Here is a 15,450-nt window from a genome sequence, read left to right as displayed (position 1 = left end):
CCTGGGTTGCCGTTTTTAATGTTTTTTCCCTCTCCCCGTGGGAGAGGGTCAGGGTGAGGGCATCAGGCCGCACCCTACATGACAACTTAGAAGTCGTAACGCAGACGCACCAGGTTCATGTCGCCCAGGTTGTCGGTGCTGGAGGTGAACACGTGTTCGTAATCCACGCGGAAACCGTAATCCAGCTGGAAGCTGATACCCACACCGTTGTCGATGCGCTGGTAGTTACGGCCATTCACGTACTCGATACGGTCGCCCATGAAGTACGGCTGGATGGATTTCACCGCATACTGACCAACAGGGAACTTGTAACCCGCAAAGTATTCAATACCCCATGCATCACCGGCGAAGTAGTCGTTAACGGACACTTTTTTGGTGGTCAGGAAGTTTTGATACCAGCCGCCGCCTGCGGAGAAGGTCCAGTTATCCGGCGTCCAGCTCAGGGCGGTACCAAGGATGTTCTGGTCGTAGGATTTGCTGTCGCCGTTGTCCGGGTTACGCATGTCCGCGCGGGTGTAGTTCCACGCTGCGCCCCAGGTCAGATCGGTGGTCAGGTGATAATCGATACCCAGTGAACCGCCGCCTTTACGCTTGTAGCGCAGGCCGTTGCCCGGCAGGTATTCGCTGTCTTCAAACAGGTAAGAGGCGTAGATGTCAGCATCGCCCACGGTTTTCTTGTACTTCAGCATCTGGCGTGAACGGTAAGAGCCGTCGTAGTCGCCATTAATCCCGTTACCTGGCGCCTGACCAATCATGTCGTAGTCCCAGATATCGGTTTTTGCGCCCACCACGTCATAGTACACGCTGTTCTGCTGGCCGAAGGTCAGCGTACCCCAGGTGTCGCTCTTCAGACCGGTGTAGAGCATACGGCGTGAAGTATCGTGCGCGCCGTCGGCGTAGTGGTTATCCCAGTTAAACTGCGCCGGAATGTTCACACCCAGCTCGTAGTAAGTGATCCAGCTGATGTCATCGAACAGGTAGTAGTCTGCCGCGAAACGGAAGCGGGTACCGCCGTCAAAGCCGTTGCGCTTGTAGCCGTTTTTGCCGTCATCGCCGGTCATGTTCTGGAACTGAGGACGAATACTACCGCCAACGGTGAAGTTCAGGCGGCTCAGCGGGTTACCCGCCTGCGGATCCTGTTTCAGAAGAGTGATTTCCGCCTGGGATGCGAAAGAAGCCAATGCCACTGCTGCGCCGATCGTTGTCGCCAGCGCTGTTTTTCTTATAGTCATTCTTTTTCCTTGATAGACACGCTACTAAATATTTAGCTGGTGAATATTAACCGGAAAAATTCGGGCTGTGTGGGCGGGTTTTTAATGTTTTGTGCTACTAAATGCAGGGACATTAACGATTTGTGCCGTTAAGCAATGACGCACCAGCAGAAATGCCGGTGCGTCATCATCACGTCAGTAAACTAGCTGACAAACTGGCGGAATAGCGCTTTACCTTTCAACAGCCGGGATCCGAGCCAGCCGCCGCACAGGGACAGCAGCACGGCGCCGCAGACGGGCAGCGTGAGCCACAGCCGCCAGTCGGGCTCCCACGGGAAGTCGAAGACTTTGCTCTGGAGTACCGCCAGCGCCGTTTCCGCCCCGATGGCCGCCACCAGGCCCGCCACCAGCCCGAGCAGGGCAAATTCGCTCCACAGCGTGGCGCGCAGCAGCCGTTTACTGGCCCCCAGCGTGCGGTAGACAACCAGCTCCTGATGACGCTGACGCATGCCGACCTGCACCTGCGCCAGCAGCAGCAATATGCCACAGATCGTCACCAGCACCACCATCACCTCCAGCGCGCGGCTTACCTGCTCCAGCACCTGCCCGACCTGTTTAAGGATCGCGCCGATATCCAGCAGGCTCACCGTCGGAAATTCCCGGTTAAGCTGCGTCAGCATGCCGTTGCCGTTTTCCCAGCGGAAGCTGGTGAGCCAGCTCTGGGGCTGTCCGTCCAGCGCACCCGGCGGGAAGATGAAGAAGAAGTTTGGCCGCAGGCTTTCCCAGTCCACTTTACGCAGGCTGGTAACTTTGGCGGTGAAATCCTGGGTATCACCGGTGAAGGTCACGCTGTCGCCGAGGTTCACGTTCAGGCGTGTCGCCAGCCCCTCCTCCATCGACACTTCCCCCGCTTTCGGCGGCCAGGTGCCAGCAACGATCGGGTTATGGTCCGGACGTTTCGCCTGCCAGGTCAGGTTGAGTTCGCGGTTGAGCGATTCATCCTTATTTCCCTCCGTCGACTGGCCGTTGATCTGCGTCAGTCGGGCGCGCACGATCGGATAGAACGACTCGGGAATAATGTGATGCTCGGACAGGAAGCCCTTCAGCTGCGTCACCTGCTCGGGCGCGATGTTGATCAGGAAATAGTTCGGGCTTTCTGGCGGAAGCTGCTGCTGCCAGCGATCCAGCAGATCCCCGCGCAGCACCAGCAGAAGCGCCAGCAGCATAAACGACAGCGAAAATGCCGAGAGCTGGCTGAGGGTAGACCACGGCTGGTGCAGCAGTCGGTTAACCGCTAACCGTATGGAAAGTGATTTAACTGTCAGCTTTCTCAGCACATTAAGCAGTATCCAGCCCACTACGCCGCACAGCAGCGCCAGCACCACCGCGCCCGCCAGCACCGCCCACAGCAGCGTACTGCCGCCCATCAGCCAGGCCAGCAGCCCGACCGCCACCGCAATAATCACCGGCAGGTAGAACTTCAGCGGCCAAACGCTGGCCACCACATCGCGGCGCAGCACGCGCAGCGGCTGGGTGGCGAGTAGCAGCCGGTACGGGCGTAACCCCACCAGCAGGGAGATCGTCGTCATCGCGCCGATTGCCCACAGCCACGGCCAGAGGCTGGCAGGCGGTAATGCGGCGGGCAGTACCGGTTTGAGCAGCACCATCAGAAGCTTTTCAAACAGCAGCCCTATCGCCCCGCCGGTCAGAGCCGACAGCGCCAGCACCATCAGCCACTGGCCGACAATCAGCTTGCGCAGTTGCGCGCGGCCCGCGCCTAGGGTTTTGAGGATCGCCACCAGATCGTAACGGCTGCGGCAGTAGTGCCCCATCGCCACGGCAACCGCCGCAATGGCAAGCAGCAGGGTTAACAGCGCCGACAGCAGCAGGAACTGCTGAGAACGCTCAAGAGATTTGCCGAGCGCCCCGTCATCCTGCTCCAGTCCGTACCAGCGGTGTTCCGGCTTGAGCTGCGGCAGGAGCCATTTTTCGTACGCCTCCAGCTGAGCTGGCGTTCCGCCAAACTTATACCGCCAGGTGACACGGCTTCCCGGCTGGACGGCGTGGGTTTTCGCCACATCCGCGGTGTTCATCAGCAGGCGCGGCGCAAGCTGTAACGGATTAAATCCGGAGTCGGGCTCCTGCACCACTTCCCCGGCAATTTTGAGTGTCGCGTCGCCGACATCGATACTGTCGCCGGGTTTCAGGTTCAACAGCGCCATCAGTCGCGATGCCAGCAGGACCGTACCGGCCGTCGGTTTTAGCCCCGGCGGGCTGGTTTGTAAGTCACCGTACATCGGGTAGATGTCATCCACGGCTTTTACGCTGGCAAGCTGCGGCGTGTCGCCCGCAAAGGTCATGGTCTGAAAGGTGATCTGCTCCCCTACTTTCAGCCCCTCTGTGCGCGCTTCCTCAATCCAGCCCGGCGGCACGGGGCGAGAACTTTGCAGAGCCCGGTCCCCGGCCATAAATTCCCGACTCTGCTGGCTAAGCCCTTTCTCCATACGATCGCTGACGCTACCGAGCGCCAGCACGCAGGCCACCGCCAGGCTCAACGCCAGCCAGACAATCAGCAGCGAGGGCGAGCGCCACTCGCGCCAGAACCAGCGGGCAATCATGCTTCCTCCTGAAGAATACCGTTCACCAGCCGCAGGCGGCGGTCGCAGCGGGCGGCCAGCTGCGGGTCGTGGGTAACCAGAATCAGCGTGGTGCCGTGCTCGCGGTTGAGGGAAAACAGCAGATCGGCAATTTTGTCCCCGGTTTTACGGTCGAGATTCCCCGTTGGCTCATCGGCAAACAGCACTTCCGGGCGCCCGTTAAACGCCCTGGCCAGCGCCACGCGCTGCTGCTCACCGCCGGAAAGCTGTGCCGGAAGGTGGTCGAGACGTTTTCCCAGCCCCAGCTGTTCCAGCAACGCCTTCGCGTGATCGCGGCTTTCACGGGTATTTTCACCGCGCAGCAGGCCAGGTAGCTCAACGTTTTCCAGCGCGTTCAGCGTCGGGATCAGCATGAATGACTGAAAGACAAACCCGATATGCCGGGCTCGCAGCGCGGCGCGGGCCTCTTCATCAAGCGCGTGGAGGGGCTGGCCGACCAGGTTCACTTCCCCACTGCTGCCATCGTCCAGACCGGCGAGAATGGCCAGCAGCGTGGACTTACCGGAACCGGATTCACCAATCAGGGCGATGGTTTCGGCACGTTTGACAACGAGTTCAACTCCGGTGAGGATGGAAAGCTCGTGTTCCCCCTGACCGACGGACTTCTTAAGACGATGAACTTCAACAATGTTTTCCGCTGGCATTTGCCCTTCCTGTTTTTGATGCTGATGACCTTCCGCGCGGCGGCTGCGGACACGTTATTGATTCTGGGCGACAGCCTGAGCGCGGGCTATCGTATGGCCGCCAGTGCGGCCTGGCCCGCCCTGCTCAATGATAAATGGCAGTCCCGGGCCTCTGTCGTGAACGGCAGCATCAGCGGCGATACGTCGCAGCAAGGCTTATCGCGCCTGCCTGCCCTGCTTAAGCAGCATCAACCGCGTTGGGTGCTGGTCGAACTGGGCGGTAATGATGGTTTGCGCGGCTTCCAGCCTCAGCAAACGGAGCAAACGCTGCGGACCATTTTGCAGACCATTAAGGCCGCCAATGCCCAGCCGCTGCTGATGCAAATTCGCCTGCCCGCTAACTACGGCCGTCGGTATAATGAGGCGTTTAGCGCGATCTATCCTAAGCTTGCCAAAGAGTTTGATATTCCGCTGCTGCCATTTTTCATGGAAGAGGTCTATCTGAAACCCCAGTGGATGCAGGATGATGGCATTCACCCCAATCGCGATGCCCAGCCGTTTATTGCCGACTGGATGGCAACCCGGCTGGCTCCTTTAGTAAAACATGACTCGTCAAACAGCTGAGAACCTGACAGGTAAAGTTATGCAAAAATCGGTCTTAATAACAGGATGTTCCAGCGGAATTGGCCTTGAAAGCGCCCTTGAACTGAAACGTCAGGGGTTTTGGGTGCTGGCAGCCTGCCGCAAACCCGAGGATGTCGAACGCATGCTAGGGCTGGGATTTACCGGCATTCTGCTGGATCTCGATTCGCCAGAGAGCGTAGAGCAGGCCGCCGATGAGGTTATCGCCCTGACCAACAACCGTCTTTACGGTCTGTTCAACAATGCGGGCTACGGCGTGTACGGCCCGCTACAGACTCTCTCACGGGAACAGCTGGAGCAGCAGTTCTCCGCAAACTTTTTCGGGGCGCATCAGCTTACCATGCGCCTTCTCCCGGCCATGCTGCCGCACGGCGAAGGGCGGATTGTCATGACCTCCTCGGTGATGGGCCTGATCTCCACGCCGGGCCGCGGGGCTTACGCTGCCAGTAAATATGCGCTTGAAGCCTGGTCCGATGCGTTGCGCATGGAGCTGCGCCACAGCGGTATTAAGGTCAGCCTGATTGAACCCGGCCCGATCCGCACCCGCTTTACGGAAAACGTTAACCAGACGCAGGCGGACAAACCGGTCGAAAATCCCGGCATCGCGGCGCGTTTTACGCTTGGGCCAGAAGCCGTCGTTGCCAAAGTGCGCCACGCGTTTGAGAGCGATACCCCTAAAATGCGCTATCCGGTCACGCTGGTGACCCATGCCGTCGGCTGGTTGAAACGCCTGCTGCCGGGGCGGATGATGGACAAAATTTTGCAGGGTTGAGTTGAAGCGACCACGCTTACCCCCATGTAAAGAGTAAACCGATAAAAGAGAATGCCGCATGTCCGTACAGAATATCGTCAACATAACTGAAGCTAACCTGCAACAGACGCTCGAACAGTCAATGACTAAACCGGTGCTGTTCTACTTCTGGTCTGAACGCAGCCAACACTGCCTGCAACTGACGCCGGTCCTGGAAAGCCTTGCCGCGCAGTACAATGGTCAGTTCATTCTGGCGAAGCTGGATTGTGACGCCGAACCGATGGTGGCTTCCCAGTTTGGCCTGCGTGCGATCCCAACCGTCTACCTGTTCCAGAACGGTCAGCCGGTGGATGGCTTCCAGGGGCCGCAGCCCGAAGAGGCGATCCGCGCCCTGCTGGATAAAGTCCTGCCGCGCGAAGAAGAGCTGAAAGCGCAGGAAGCCATGGCGCTAATGCAGGAAGGCAAGTACGACGAGGCGCTGCCGCTGTTAAAAGACGCCTGGCAGCTGTCGAACCAGAATAGCCAGATTGGTCTGCTGCTGGCAGAGACCCAGATTGCACTGCACCGCCCTGAAGACGCGGAAGCCGTGCTGAAAACGGTGCCGATGCAGGATCAGGATACCCGTTATCAGGGTCTGGTGGCGCAGATTGACCTGCTGAAACAGGCGGCGGATACCCCTGAAATTCAACAGCTTCAGCAGCAGGTTGCGGACAACCCGCAGGATGCCGCGCTGGCAAGCCAGCTGGCGCTTCAGCTTCATCAGGTGGGGCGTAACGAAGAGGCGCTGGAGCTGCTGTTTAGCCATCTTCAGAAGGACCTGGGCGCCGCAGACGGACAGGCTCGGAAGATGTTCCAGGAGATCCTGGCCGCGCTGGGTACCGGTGACGCGCTGGCGTCGAAATATCGTCGTCAGCTGTACGCGTTGCTCTACTAGCAAAAAAATGCCCGGTGGCGCTAACGCTTACCGGGCCTACAAAAGCAGATATTACCCCGTCTTTTTCAACTGCGTCACCACCAGCTGGTGGCGAGCGTTGTAAAACTTCCGATAGGTCAGGTAGCAGGCAATGATGGTGGACAGGCTCGCCGTAGAGAGCAGCATAAACGTCACCATAATCTGGTATTTAATGGCTTTTACCGGATCGATACCGGCAAAAATCAGCCCCGACATCATGCCCGGCAGGCTCACCAGACCCACCGTTTTGGCGGAATCCACCGTTGGGATTAGCGAAGAGCGAATGCTGTCGCGGATCAACCTCGCCGAGGCCACCTTCGGCGTCGCGCCAAGGCTTAGCTTCTCCTGAAGCTGCTGCTGTTCACTGCTGAACCGTTGCCCCAGATTGTTGTAGCACAACCCGACCGCCACCATCGCATTGCCCGCAATCATCCCGGAAATGGGGATCACCTGCATCGGCGTAAATTCTATCGAGCCGGAAAGCACCAGCACAGCCAGCGTTAACGCGGTCCCGGTAGTGATGGCGATCAACGACGAAATGAACGCTTTATCGATGTATTTACTGCGTTTCTGCGCGTTCCATGCCGCGTTAAAGCAGATAAACAGCACCATCAACAGGGTCAGCACGGCATGATTGACGTTGAAGATGTATTTCAGCACATAGCCGACGATGATGAGCTGAATGACCGCGCGGGCGATACTCCAAAGAATATCTTTTTCCAGCCCCAGCTTTTCCCGGTAGCTGACCACAATCGCCACCAGCACCAGGACCATCGACAGCGCCAGCGATTCGTTAGTTATGTTATGTTCACCCACGGTGAGCCTCCTCCATTTTCCCGCCCTGCGGCCTGAGCGTGATGACATCATCCGCATGGGTAATTTCATTTGAATCATGCGTCACCCACAGCACGGCAATATTCTGCTCCCGGGCGTAGCGATGGATAATGTCATTGACGTTGCGCTTGTTAGCGTCATCCAGCGCGCTGGTGATTTCGTCCAGCAACAGCGCCTTCGGCAAGAATTGCAGGTTACGGATCAGCGAGACGCGCTGCTTTTCCCCTCCCGACAGTTCGGCGATCGATTTGGTCAGCGTCTCCGGCGAAAGCCCGAACCGGGTCAGATCGTCGGTAAACTTTTTCGGATCAGGCGTTTGGTTGCGGATGTGCCAGGGGAAAACCAGATTGTCGTACACCGTGTCGCCAAACAGGGACGGCGTTTGCACGCAGTATGACACCTGCTGGCGATAGCTTTCCGGTGAAAGCGTGGCGATATCTTTTCCTGCAAACAGGATGGTTCCCTCCGTTGGGCTCAGTAGCGAAGCCACGATTTTCAGGAGGGTGCTTTTGCCGCAGCCGGAGGGACCGGTTATCAGTTTAAATTCGCCCGGAGAGAGACAAAAATCGACGTGCTGAAGGATGGTGTTATCACCCACACGAAAGCCAACATCCCTGATATCCAGAAGATTTTTTTTATTATTCATTCCGATTCCATTAACCGCTGTGATAAGAAGAGCCTTTAGCATAATCCTTTCCGCTACGCAGCGCGAATAGCCTTAACCTATAGCAAGTGTTAAACTTTTTGCCTGTTTATTGTCACCTCTATAACTACAGGAAGTCAGCAACATGACACATATCTTTTATGAGTTCTCCTCCCTGAAGCCTGGTGTTCCTGATGTGGAAACATTAATGGAAGTCATCAATTCTTCTGAACTCACGCGTTTTGTCATGGGTGCAGAGGTGGTCGATTTTGTTAAGAAGGCGCTCATCGTTAACACCACAATCGGTAGCTTTAAAAACTGCTATTTTGCTTTTGATGATGGGGCTTACTTTCTCGAGTTTGACGGCAAGGGTAAATCCAGACGCTTTACTGAGGTGCCTGACTGGTTCGTTTCCCCTGCGGAATTTGCCCGCTCGCAATGGCTGATTAACCATGACCTGGCCGATGTGAAGGCGACGGCGTTTATTGACGTGCTGATGTCCTACCCGCTTAAAGAGCGCCGGGCGCACTGCAATCTGCTGTTTGGTCTGGATCTGCATAAGGTCAATGTGGTTCCGGCACCTACAGCCCCTGCCGGAAAAATGGGCAATAAAAACGGAAAAACTACCAAGCCTCGCGTTACGGATCTCGGCTCTTTTGAGCTTTTTACCGCGTTCTTTGCGCGTATGAAAACCGCCGTCAATGCTAATGAATTCCCTACCCTACAGGTGCTGACCGGCCAGGAGGATCTTACAAAAGCGCCGCACAACTTAAAGCAAGGGATCAGAACCTGGTTTAAAGCGATTACTGGCGATCTGCCGCCGAACAACAAACGTGTCGGAGCGGGCAATGCGGTGCTGTTCTGCGCTCCCGTTCGCGAGCAGATCCAGCAGATAGAGGCCATCGGCCTGGAAAAATACTATCAGGGATTATCAAAAGCCATCGCTGACGCCGGGGATGGGTTTATCACTGACTTCAGCTATACCTTGTCTGAAAAGTAACGCTTTGCGCCCCGCATCCCGAACGGGGCGTTTTATTTCTGCCAGTCCGGTTCCCACCTCTTTACAGGGGCGAAATCCTGTTCGTTAGCCGATATACTTACGTTCAACAAATACGCAGTTTTTCTCGTTACGGCATGCAAAACAGGAGGTTTTTATGCTCATCGTTGTTCCCGTCCTTATTTTCGTTGCGCTGGTTATCGTGGGCGCAGGCGTCAAAATTGTCCCGCAGGGTTACCAGTGGACCGTCGAACGCTTCGGTCGCTACACCAATACCCTTCAGCCGGGTTTAAGCCTGATCGTCCCGTTCATGGACAGAATTGGGCGCAAGATCAACATGATGGAGCAGGTGCTGGATATCCCTTCTCAGGAAGTCATCTCCAAGGATAACGCCAACGTCACCATCGATGCGGTGTGCTTTATTCAGGTGATTGATGCGCCAAAAGCGGCCTATGAGGTGAGCAACCTGGAGCTGGCGATCGTCAACCTGACCATGACCAACATCCGTACCGTGCTTGGCTCGATGGAGCTGGATGAAATGCTCTCCCAGCGCGACAGCATTAATACCCGCCTGCTGCACATTGTGGATGAAGCCACCAATCCGTGGGGGATCAAAGTGACACGCATTGAGATCCGCGACGTGCGCCCACCGGCAGAGCTGATTGCTTCCATGAACGCGCAGATGAAGGCCGAGCGTACCAAGCGTGCCTATATTCTTGAAGCCGAAGGGGTGCGTCAGGCTGAAATCCTGAAAGCGGAAGGGGAAAAACAGTCGCAGATCCTGAAAGCCGAGGGCGACCGTCAGTCTGCCTTCCTCCAGGCGGAAGCGCGTGAACGTTCGGCAGAAGCGGAAGCCCGCGCGACGCAAATGGTCTCCGAGGCGATTGCCGCCGGGGATATCCAGGCCGTGAACTACTTCGTCGCACAAAAATATACCGATGCGCTGAAGGAGATCGGCTCCGCGAACAACAGCAAAGTGGTGATGATGCCGCTGGATGCCAGCAGCCTGATGGGGTCTATCGCCGGAATTGCCGAACTGATCAAAGACGGCGGAAACGAGCGTAAAAAATGATTGAGCTCATCGTTGCACATCCTCATGCGTTCTGGCTAAGCCTTGGCGGACTGCTGCTGGCCGCCGAGATGCTTGGCGGCAACGGTTATCTGCTGTGGAGCGGGGTTGCCGCGGTGATTACCGGGCTGGTCGTCTGGCTGCTGCCTGTCGGCTGGGAGTGGCAGGGCGCGCTGTTTGCCGTGCTGACGCTGCTGGCCGCCTGGCTGTGGTGGCGCTGGCTGAACAAACGGGTGAAGGCGCAGAAGCCGGTCGACGCGCATCTCAACCAGCGTGGGCAGCAGATCGTGGGTAAACGCTTTACGCTTGATAACACGCTAATAAACGGACGCGGTCATATGCGCGTGGGGGACAGTTCGTGGCCGGTGGTGGCCGATGATGACCTCAGCGCCGGCACGCGGGTTGAGGTCATCGCGGTGGAAGGTATTACCCTGCGGGTTAAAGCCTGTTAGGCGTGGGTTTTACGGTGGCAGCAGCCGGAAAGATTGTCGATAATCGGGCACTCGGCGCTGTCATCTCCCGGGCAGGATTCTGCCAGCTGTAACAGTTGCTCACGCATCGCCTGTAATTCGATGATATGGCGTTCGATCTCCGCCACTTTTTCCAGCGTACGTTTTTTCACGTCGGCACTGTGGCGTTTCGGATCGTTAAACAGGTTAACCAGCTCGCCGCACTCCTCAAGGTTAAATCCTACCTGTCTTGCCTGGCGCAGTAACGTCAGTTCATCAAGATGCAGCTGCGTATAGCTGCGGTAGCCGTTCTCACTGCGCAACGGTGGCGTCACCAGCCCTTTTTCCTCATAAAAGCGAATCGCTTTGCTGGTTAAGCCGGTTTTTTTCGCAACATCGCTGATATTCACATTTCCCCCTTGACCTTCCCCTTGATGGAAGGTTTAACCTTCATAACAGTTAGCGAAAAGCAGAGTGAAGGTCAACAATTGACAAGAACATTATACGGGAGTTTTGTTATGTCTCACACTATCGACCTGACGCTGGACGGCCTCTCCTGCGGCCACTGTGTCAAACGCGTTAAAGAAAGCCTGGAGCAGCGTCCTGACGTGGAAAGCGCTGAGGTGACTATCGATCATGCCGCCGTGACCGGCAGCGCCAGCGCCGACGCGCTGATTGATACCATTAAACAGGCCGGTTACGGGGCGGAGTTAAGCCACCCAAAGGCTAAACCGCTGGCAGAGTCATCATCCCCGTCGGAAGCACTGACAGCGGCCACTCCTGAGCTTCCGGCAGCTGATGACATTGATGACAGCCAACAGCTGCTGATCAACGGCATGAGCTGCGCCAGCTGCGTTTCCCGGGTACAAAACGCCTTACAGGCGGTACCGGGTGTAGCACAGGCACGGGTAAACCTGGCGGAGCGTACTGCGCTGGTGATGGGCAGCGCCTCCGCCGCAGAGTTAGTGCAGGCCGTGGAGAAAGCGGGCTACGGGGCGGAGGCCATCGAAGATGATGCCGAGCGCCGCGAGCGCCAGCAGGAAACGGCTGTCGCCACCATGAAGCGCTTCCGCTGGCAGGCGATTGTCGCCCTGCTGGTCGGTATTCCGGTGATGTTGTGGGGCATGATGGGTGACAACATGATGGTCACCGCTGACAACCGCACCCCGTGGCTGGTGATTGGTCTGATTACCCTTGCGGTGATGGTGTTTGCAGGCGGGCATTTCTATACCAGCGCCTGGAAGAGCCTGAAAAACCGCACCGCGACGATGGACACGCTGGTCGCGCTCGGTACCGGCGCGGCGTGGCTGTATTCGATGAGCGTTAACGTCTGGCCGCAGTGGTTCCCGATGGAGGCGCGCCATCTCTATTATGAAGCGAGTGCGATGATTATCGGTCTGATCAACTTAGGCCATATGCTGGAAGCCCGCGCCCGTCAGCGTTCCTCGAAAGCGCTGGAAAGATTGCTTGATTTAACCCCGCCGACGGCCCGCGTGGTCACGGACGACGGGGAAAAAAGCGTTCCGCTCTCAGAGGTACAGCCGGGAATGACGCTGCGCCTGACCACCGGCGACCGCGTGCCCGTCGACGGTGAAATCACCCAGGGCGATGCCTGGCTGGATGAAGCGATGCTGACCGGCGAGCCGATTCCTCAGCAGAAATCTCAGGGCGACGCCGTGCATGCCGGTACGGTCGTGCAGGACGGCAGCGTGCTGTTCCGCGCCAGCGCGGTCGGGAGCCATACCACGCTGTCACGCATCATTCGCATGGTCCGCCAGGCGCAGAGCAGTAAGCCGGAGATTGGTCAGCTTGCCGATAAAATCTCCGCCATTTTTGTGCCGGTAGTCGTCGGTATTGCCCTGCTGAGCGCGGCAATCTGGTATTTCTTCGGCCCGGCGCCGCAGATTGTCTACACCCTGGTGATCGCCACCACGGTGCTGATCATCGCCTGCCCTTGTGCCCTTGGCCTGGCCACGCCGATGTCTATTATCTCTGGCGTCGGACGCGCCGCCGAATTTGGCGTACTGGTCCGTGATGCTGACGCCCTGCAACGGGCAAGCACGCTGGACACCCTTGTTTTTGATAAAACCGGCACGCTCACCGAGGGCAAACCGCAGGTGGTAGCCGTCAGTACCGTTGGCTGTACGGAGACGGATGCCCTGCGCCTGGCCGCCGCGCTGGAACAAGGCTCCAGCCACCCGCTGGCGCGCGCCATCCTGGAGAAAGCCGGTGATGCCCGTCTGCCGCAGGTAAGTAACTTCCGCACCCTGCGCGGTTTAGGGGTCAGCGGTGAAGCCGAAGGCCATACGCTGCTGCTGGGAAACCAGGCACTGCTGACTGAACACGGCGTTGATACGTCCGCGCTGGACGCAGAGCTGAACGCGCAGGCCTCTCAGGGCGCGACGCCGGTTCTGCTGGCGAGGGATGGTCAGGTGGCGGCGCTACTGGCCGTGCGCGATCCGTTACGCCAGGACAGCGTAGATGCCTTTCAGCGCCTGCACCGCGCGGGCTATCGTCTGGTGATGCTGACCGGGGACAACCCGACCACCGCCAACGCCATCGCCAAAGAAGCCGGTATTGATGAGGTGATCGCGGGCGTGCTGCCGGACGGCAAAGCGGACGCCATCAAGAACCTGCAAAGTCAGGGTCGCCAGGTGGCGATGGTGGGCGACGGCATCAACGACGCCCCGGCGCTGGCGCAGGCTGACGTAGGAATTGCGATGGGCGGCGGGAGCGATGTCGCCATTGAAACCGCGGCGATCACCCTGATGCGCCACAGCCTGATGGGCGTGGCGGACGCGCTGGCGATTTCGAAAGCCACGTTGCGCAACATGAAGCAGAACCTGCTGGGGGCGTTCGTCTATAACTCGCTCGGCATTCCGATTGCCGCCGGGATTTTGTGGCCGCTGACCGGTACCCTGCTGAACCCGGTTGTTGCGGGTGCGGCGATGGCGCTCTCGTCAATTACCGTGGTGAGCAACGCTAACCGTCTGCTGCGGTTTAAACCGAAGGATTGAACCTTGTACCCGTACGCGCTAGCATGAGCCTTTCCGTTTATGGAGCGCGTATGGGTCTGTTTAATCGTATAAAAACATCGTTTCGCGCCCTTTTTCCCCGCCGTTATGCCTGGCCCGGTATGGATATTTCGCTTCCGGGCGGGCAGCATCTGCACCTGGTGGGAAGCATTCATATGGGCACGCAGGATATGTCCCCCCTGCCCTCCGGCCTGATTAAACTGCTGAAGCGCGCCGACGCGCTGATCGTCGAAGCCGACATCTCCGGCCATGAATCGCCGTTTGCCGGGCTGGAAAGCGACCGCCCCCTGGCGGAACGTCTTAACGAGACGCAGCTGGCTGAGCTTACCCGTCTTGCGGATGAGACCGGCGTTTCGCTCTCTATGCTAGACACCCTGCCCCTGTGGCAAATTGCCATGGTGCTACAGGCAACCCAGGCGCAGCGCCTGGGGCTGCGCGGCGATTACGGTATCGATTATCAACTGCTGAATGCGGCAAGGGCGCGCAACCTGTCCATCATTGAACTGGAAGGCACGGACAGCCAGATTGCGCTCCTTCGCCAGCTTCCCGATGACGGCCTGATACTGCTGGATGATACCCTGACCCACTGGCACACCAACGCGCGTCTGCTGCAAACGATGATTGGCTGGTGGCTGGATGCGCCGCCCGCGGACGGTAAACTGGCGTTACCGTCGACGTTCAGTGAATCGTTGTATGATGTGCTGATGAACGCGCGCAACCAGGCGTGGCGGGAGACGCTATATGCCCTGCCTGCCGGTCGTTATGTTGTCGCGGTTGGCGCGTTGCATTTGTACGGAGAAGGGAATTTGCCGTCGCTGCTGAAATAAAAAAATGGCCAATATTTCTATTGGCCCGTCAAAGAGGAATTTCATCGTTTTTATTATACCGAAGTGACCTTCGGCTACGCCGATTGTCGCTCAAAGTGACCATCACTGCCAATACTATTGCGCAAGATGGTGCTATTTTTTAGACAAACGTCAGGCGTATGCTGCTGGCATGAATCGTCTGTCGTAAGAAGGATAGCCATGACTCCCGCCGTTAAATTACTCGAAAAAAACAAAATTTCTTTCCGGATCCACACCTACGATCACGATCCGAACGAAACCAACTTTGGTGATGAAGTGGTGCGCAAGCTGGGGCTGAACGCGGACCAGGTCTACAAAACGCTGCTGGTCGCGGTGAACGGCGATATGAAGCACCTCGCCGTAGCAGTAACGCCCGTCGCCGGACAGCTTGATCTGAAGAAAGTGGCCAAAGCGCTGGGAGCGAAAAAGGTCGATATGGCAGACCCGATGGTTGCGCAACGCACAACGGGTTATCTGGTCGGCGGGATCAGCCCGCTCGGCCAGAAAAAGCGTCTGCCCACGCTGATCGATGCGCCTTCGCAAGAATTTGAAACGATCTATATTTCTGGCGGCAAACGCGGGCTGGATATCGAACTGTCCGCAGGCGATCTGGCGAAAATGCTGGACGCGAAATTTGCGGATATTGCGCGCCGGGATTGAGAAAATTGCCCGGTGGCGCTGCGAGGTAAAAGCAAAACGGTAACAGGCGTTACCGTTTTTTGTGTTCGCGCCCTCTCCCGGT

General features: G+C 57.7%; 15 protein-coding genes. 9 read left to right on the top strand and 6 right to left on the bottom strand.

Annotated elements, in window-relative coordinates:
• Window positions 1-86: 86 nt before the first annotated feature.
• From O1724_RS05620 to ybbA, 3 genes are all read right to left on the bottom strand, one after another.
• On the bottom strand, window positions 87-1,232 hold the full coding sequence (locus tag O1724_RS05620; protein WP_022650515.1) for a porin: 1,146 nt from the start codon (window positions 1,230-1,232) through the stop codon (window positions 87-89).
• Between the two features lie 182 nt (window positions 1,233-1,414).
• Window positions 1,415-3,829: a putative ABC transporter permease subunit YbbP gene (gene ybbP, locus O1724_RS05615; RefSeq protein WP_414539473.1), complete on the bottom strand. Its 2,415-nt coding sequence runs from the start codon at window positions 3,827-3,829 to the stop codon at window positions 1,415-1,417.
• Window positions 3,826-4,512: a putative ABC transporter ATP-binding protein YbbA gene (gene ybbA / locus O1724_RS05610; protein WP_023315548.1), complete on the bottom strand. Its 687-nt coding sequence runs from the start codon at window positions 4,510-4,512 to the stop codon at window positions 3,826-3,828. Before ybbA ends, ybbP begins: the two co-directional genes overlap by 4 nt.
• On the opposite strand from ybbA, the gene tesA reads away from it, so the two are divergent.
• Genes tesA through O1724_RS05595 form a run of 3 tightly spaced genes read left to right on the top strand, consistent with a single transcriptional unit; the run spans window position 4,483 to window position 6,818 of the window.
• The gene (gene tesA / locus O1724_RS05605; RefSeq protein WP_003858933.1) at window positions 4,483-5,115 is read left to right on the top strand and encodes a multifunctional acyl-CoA thioesterase I/protease I/lysophospholipase L1; all 633 of its coding nucleotides are present in this window, start codon (window positions 4,483-4,485) and stop codon (window positions 5,113-5,115) included. The two genes, ybbA and tesA, sit on opposite strands and share 30 nt — an antisense overlap.
• The gene (locus O1724_RS05600) at window positions 5,096-5,905 is read left to right on the top strand and encodes an SDR family oxidoreductase (protein WP_126297063.1); all 810 of its coding nucleotides are present in this window, start codon (window positions 5,096-5,098) and stop codon (window positions 5,903-5,905) included. The genes tesA and O1724_RS05600 overlap by 20 nt, the downstream gene beginning before the upstream one ends.
• A gap of 58 nt (window positions 5,906-5,963) precedes the next feature.
• Window positions 5,964-6,818, top strand: coding sequence for a co-chaperone YbbN (locus tag O1724_RS05595; protein WP_003858935.1), 855 nt, complete (start codon window positions 5,964-5,966; stop codon window positions 6,816-6,818).
• 51 nt (window positions 6,819-6,869) lie between these two features.
• Here O1724_RS05595 and fetB read toward each other — a convergent pair whose 3' ends face one another.
• Both fetB and fetA read right to left on the bottom strand, forming a co-directional pair.
• Entirely contained in the window at window positions 6,870-7,652 is a 783-nt protein-coding gene (fetB, locus tag O1724_RS05590) for an iron efflux ABC transporter permease subunit FetB (protein WP_017383223.1), read from the bottom strand.
• Entirely contained in the window at window positions 7,645-8,316 is a 672-nt protein-coding gene (gene fetA / locus O1724_RS05585; protein WP_015571235.1) for an iron efflux ABC transporter ATP-binding subunit FetA, read from the bottom strand. Before fetA ends, fetB begins: the two co-directional genes overlap by 8 nt.
• A gap of 142 nt (window positions 8,317-8,458) precedes the next feature.
• On the opposite strand from fetA, the gene O1724_RS05580 reads away from it, so the two are divergent.
• The 3 genes from O1724_RS05580 to O1724_RS05570 all read left to right on the top strand — a co-directional run bounded on the left by O1724_RS05580 (window position 8,459) and on the right by O1724_RS05570 (window position 10,831).
• Window positions 8,459-9,313 (top strand): hypothetical protein, encoded by an 855-nt coding sequence (locus O1724_RS05580; RefSeq protein ID WP_045330194.1) that lies wholly within the window; start codon window positions 8,459-8,461, stop codon window positions 9,311-9,313.
• A gap of 154 nt (window positions 9,314-9,467) precedes the next feature.
• On the top strand, window positions 9,468-10,382 hold the full coding sequence (locus O1724_RS05575) for an SPFH domain-containing protein (RefSeq protein WP_003858941.1): 915 nt from the start codon (window positions 9,468-9,470) through the stop codon (window positions 10,380-10,382).
• Window positions 10,379-10,831, top strand: a complete 453-nt coding sequence (locus O1724_RS05570) for an NfeD family protein (RefSeq protein ID WP_022650512.1) — start codon at window positions 10,379-10,381, stop codon at window positions 10,829-10,831. The genes O1724_RS05575 and O1724_RS05570 overlap by 4 nt, the downstream gene beginning before the upstream one ends.
• Here the strand turns inward: O1724_RS05570 and cueR are convergent.
• A complete protein-coding gene (gene cueR, locus O1724_RS05565) occupies window positions 10,828-11,238 on the bottom strand; it encodes a Cu(I)-responsive transcriptional regulator (RefSeq protein ID WP_017383222.1) in 411 nt (136 codons plus the stop codon). The genes O1724_RS05570 and cueR overlap by 4 nt on opposite strands.
• A gap of 108 nt (window positions 11,239-11,346) precedes the next feature.
• Here cueR and copA point away from each other — a divergent pair, with 108 nt between their 5' ends.
• The 3 genes from copA to ybaK all read left to right on the top strand — a co-directional run bounded on the left by copA (window position 11,347) and on the right by ybaK (window position 15,368).
• On the top strand, window positions 11,347-13,845 hold the full coding sequence (copA, locus tag O1724_RS05560) for a copper-exporting P-type ATPase CopA (protein WP_414539475.1): 2,499 nt from the start codon (window positions 11,347-11,349) through the stop codon (window positions 13,843-13,845).
• 50 nt (window positions 13,846-13,895) lie between these two features.
• Window positions 13,896-14,690 carry a TraB/GumN family protein gene (locus tag O1724_RS05555; RefSeq protein WP_045330198.1) on the top strand — a complete coding sequence of 265 codons (795 nt, stop codon included), beginning with the start codon at window positions 13,896-13,898 and terminating at the stop codon, window positions 14,688-14,690.
• 198 nt (window positions 14,691-14,888) lie between these two features.
• Window positions 14,889-15,368 carry a Cys-tRNA(Pro)/Cys-tRNA(Cys) deacylase YbaK gene (gene ybaK, locus O1724_RS05550; RefSeq protein ID WP_003858950.1) on the top strand — a complete coding sequence of 160 codons (480 nt, stop codon included), beginning with the start codon at window positions 14,889-14,891 and terminating at the stop codon, window positions 15,366-15,368.
• Window positions 15,369-15,450: the final 82 nt, after the last annotated feature.

The organism is Enterobacter cloacae complex sp. HYC074_NIDB, assembly GCF_056673345.1.
Note: the sequence above shows the minus strand (reverse complement) of the source record. Positions and strands in the feature narration are given on the sequence as shown.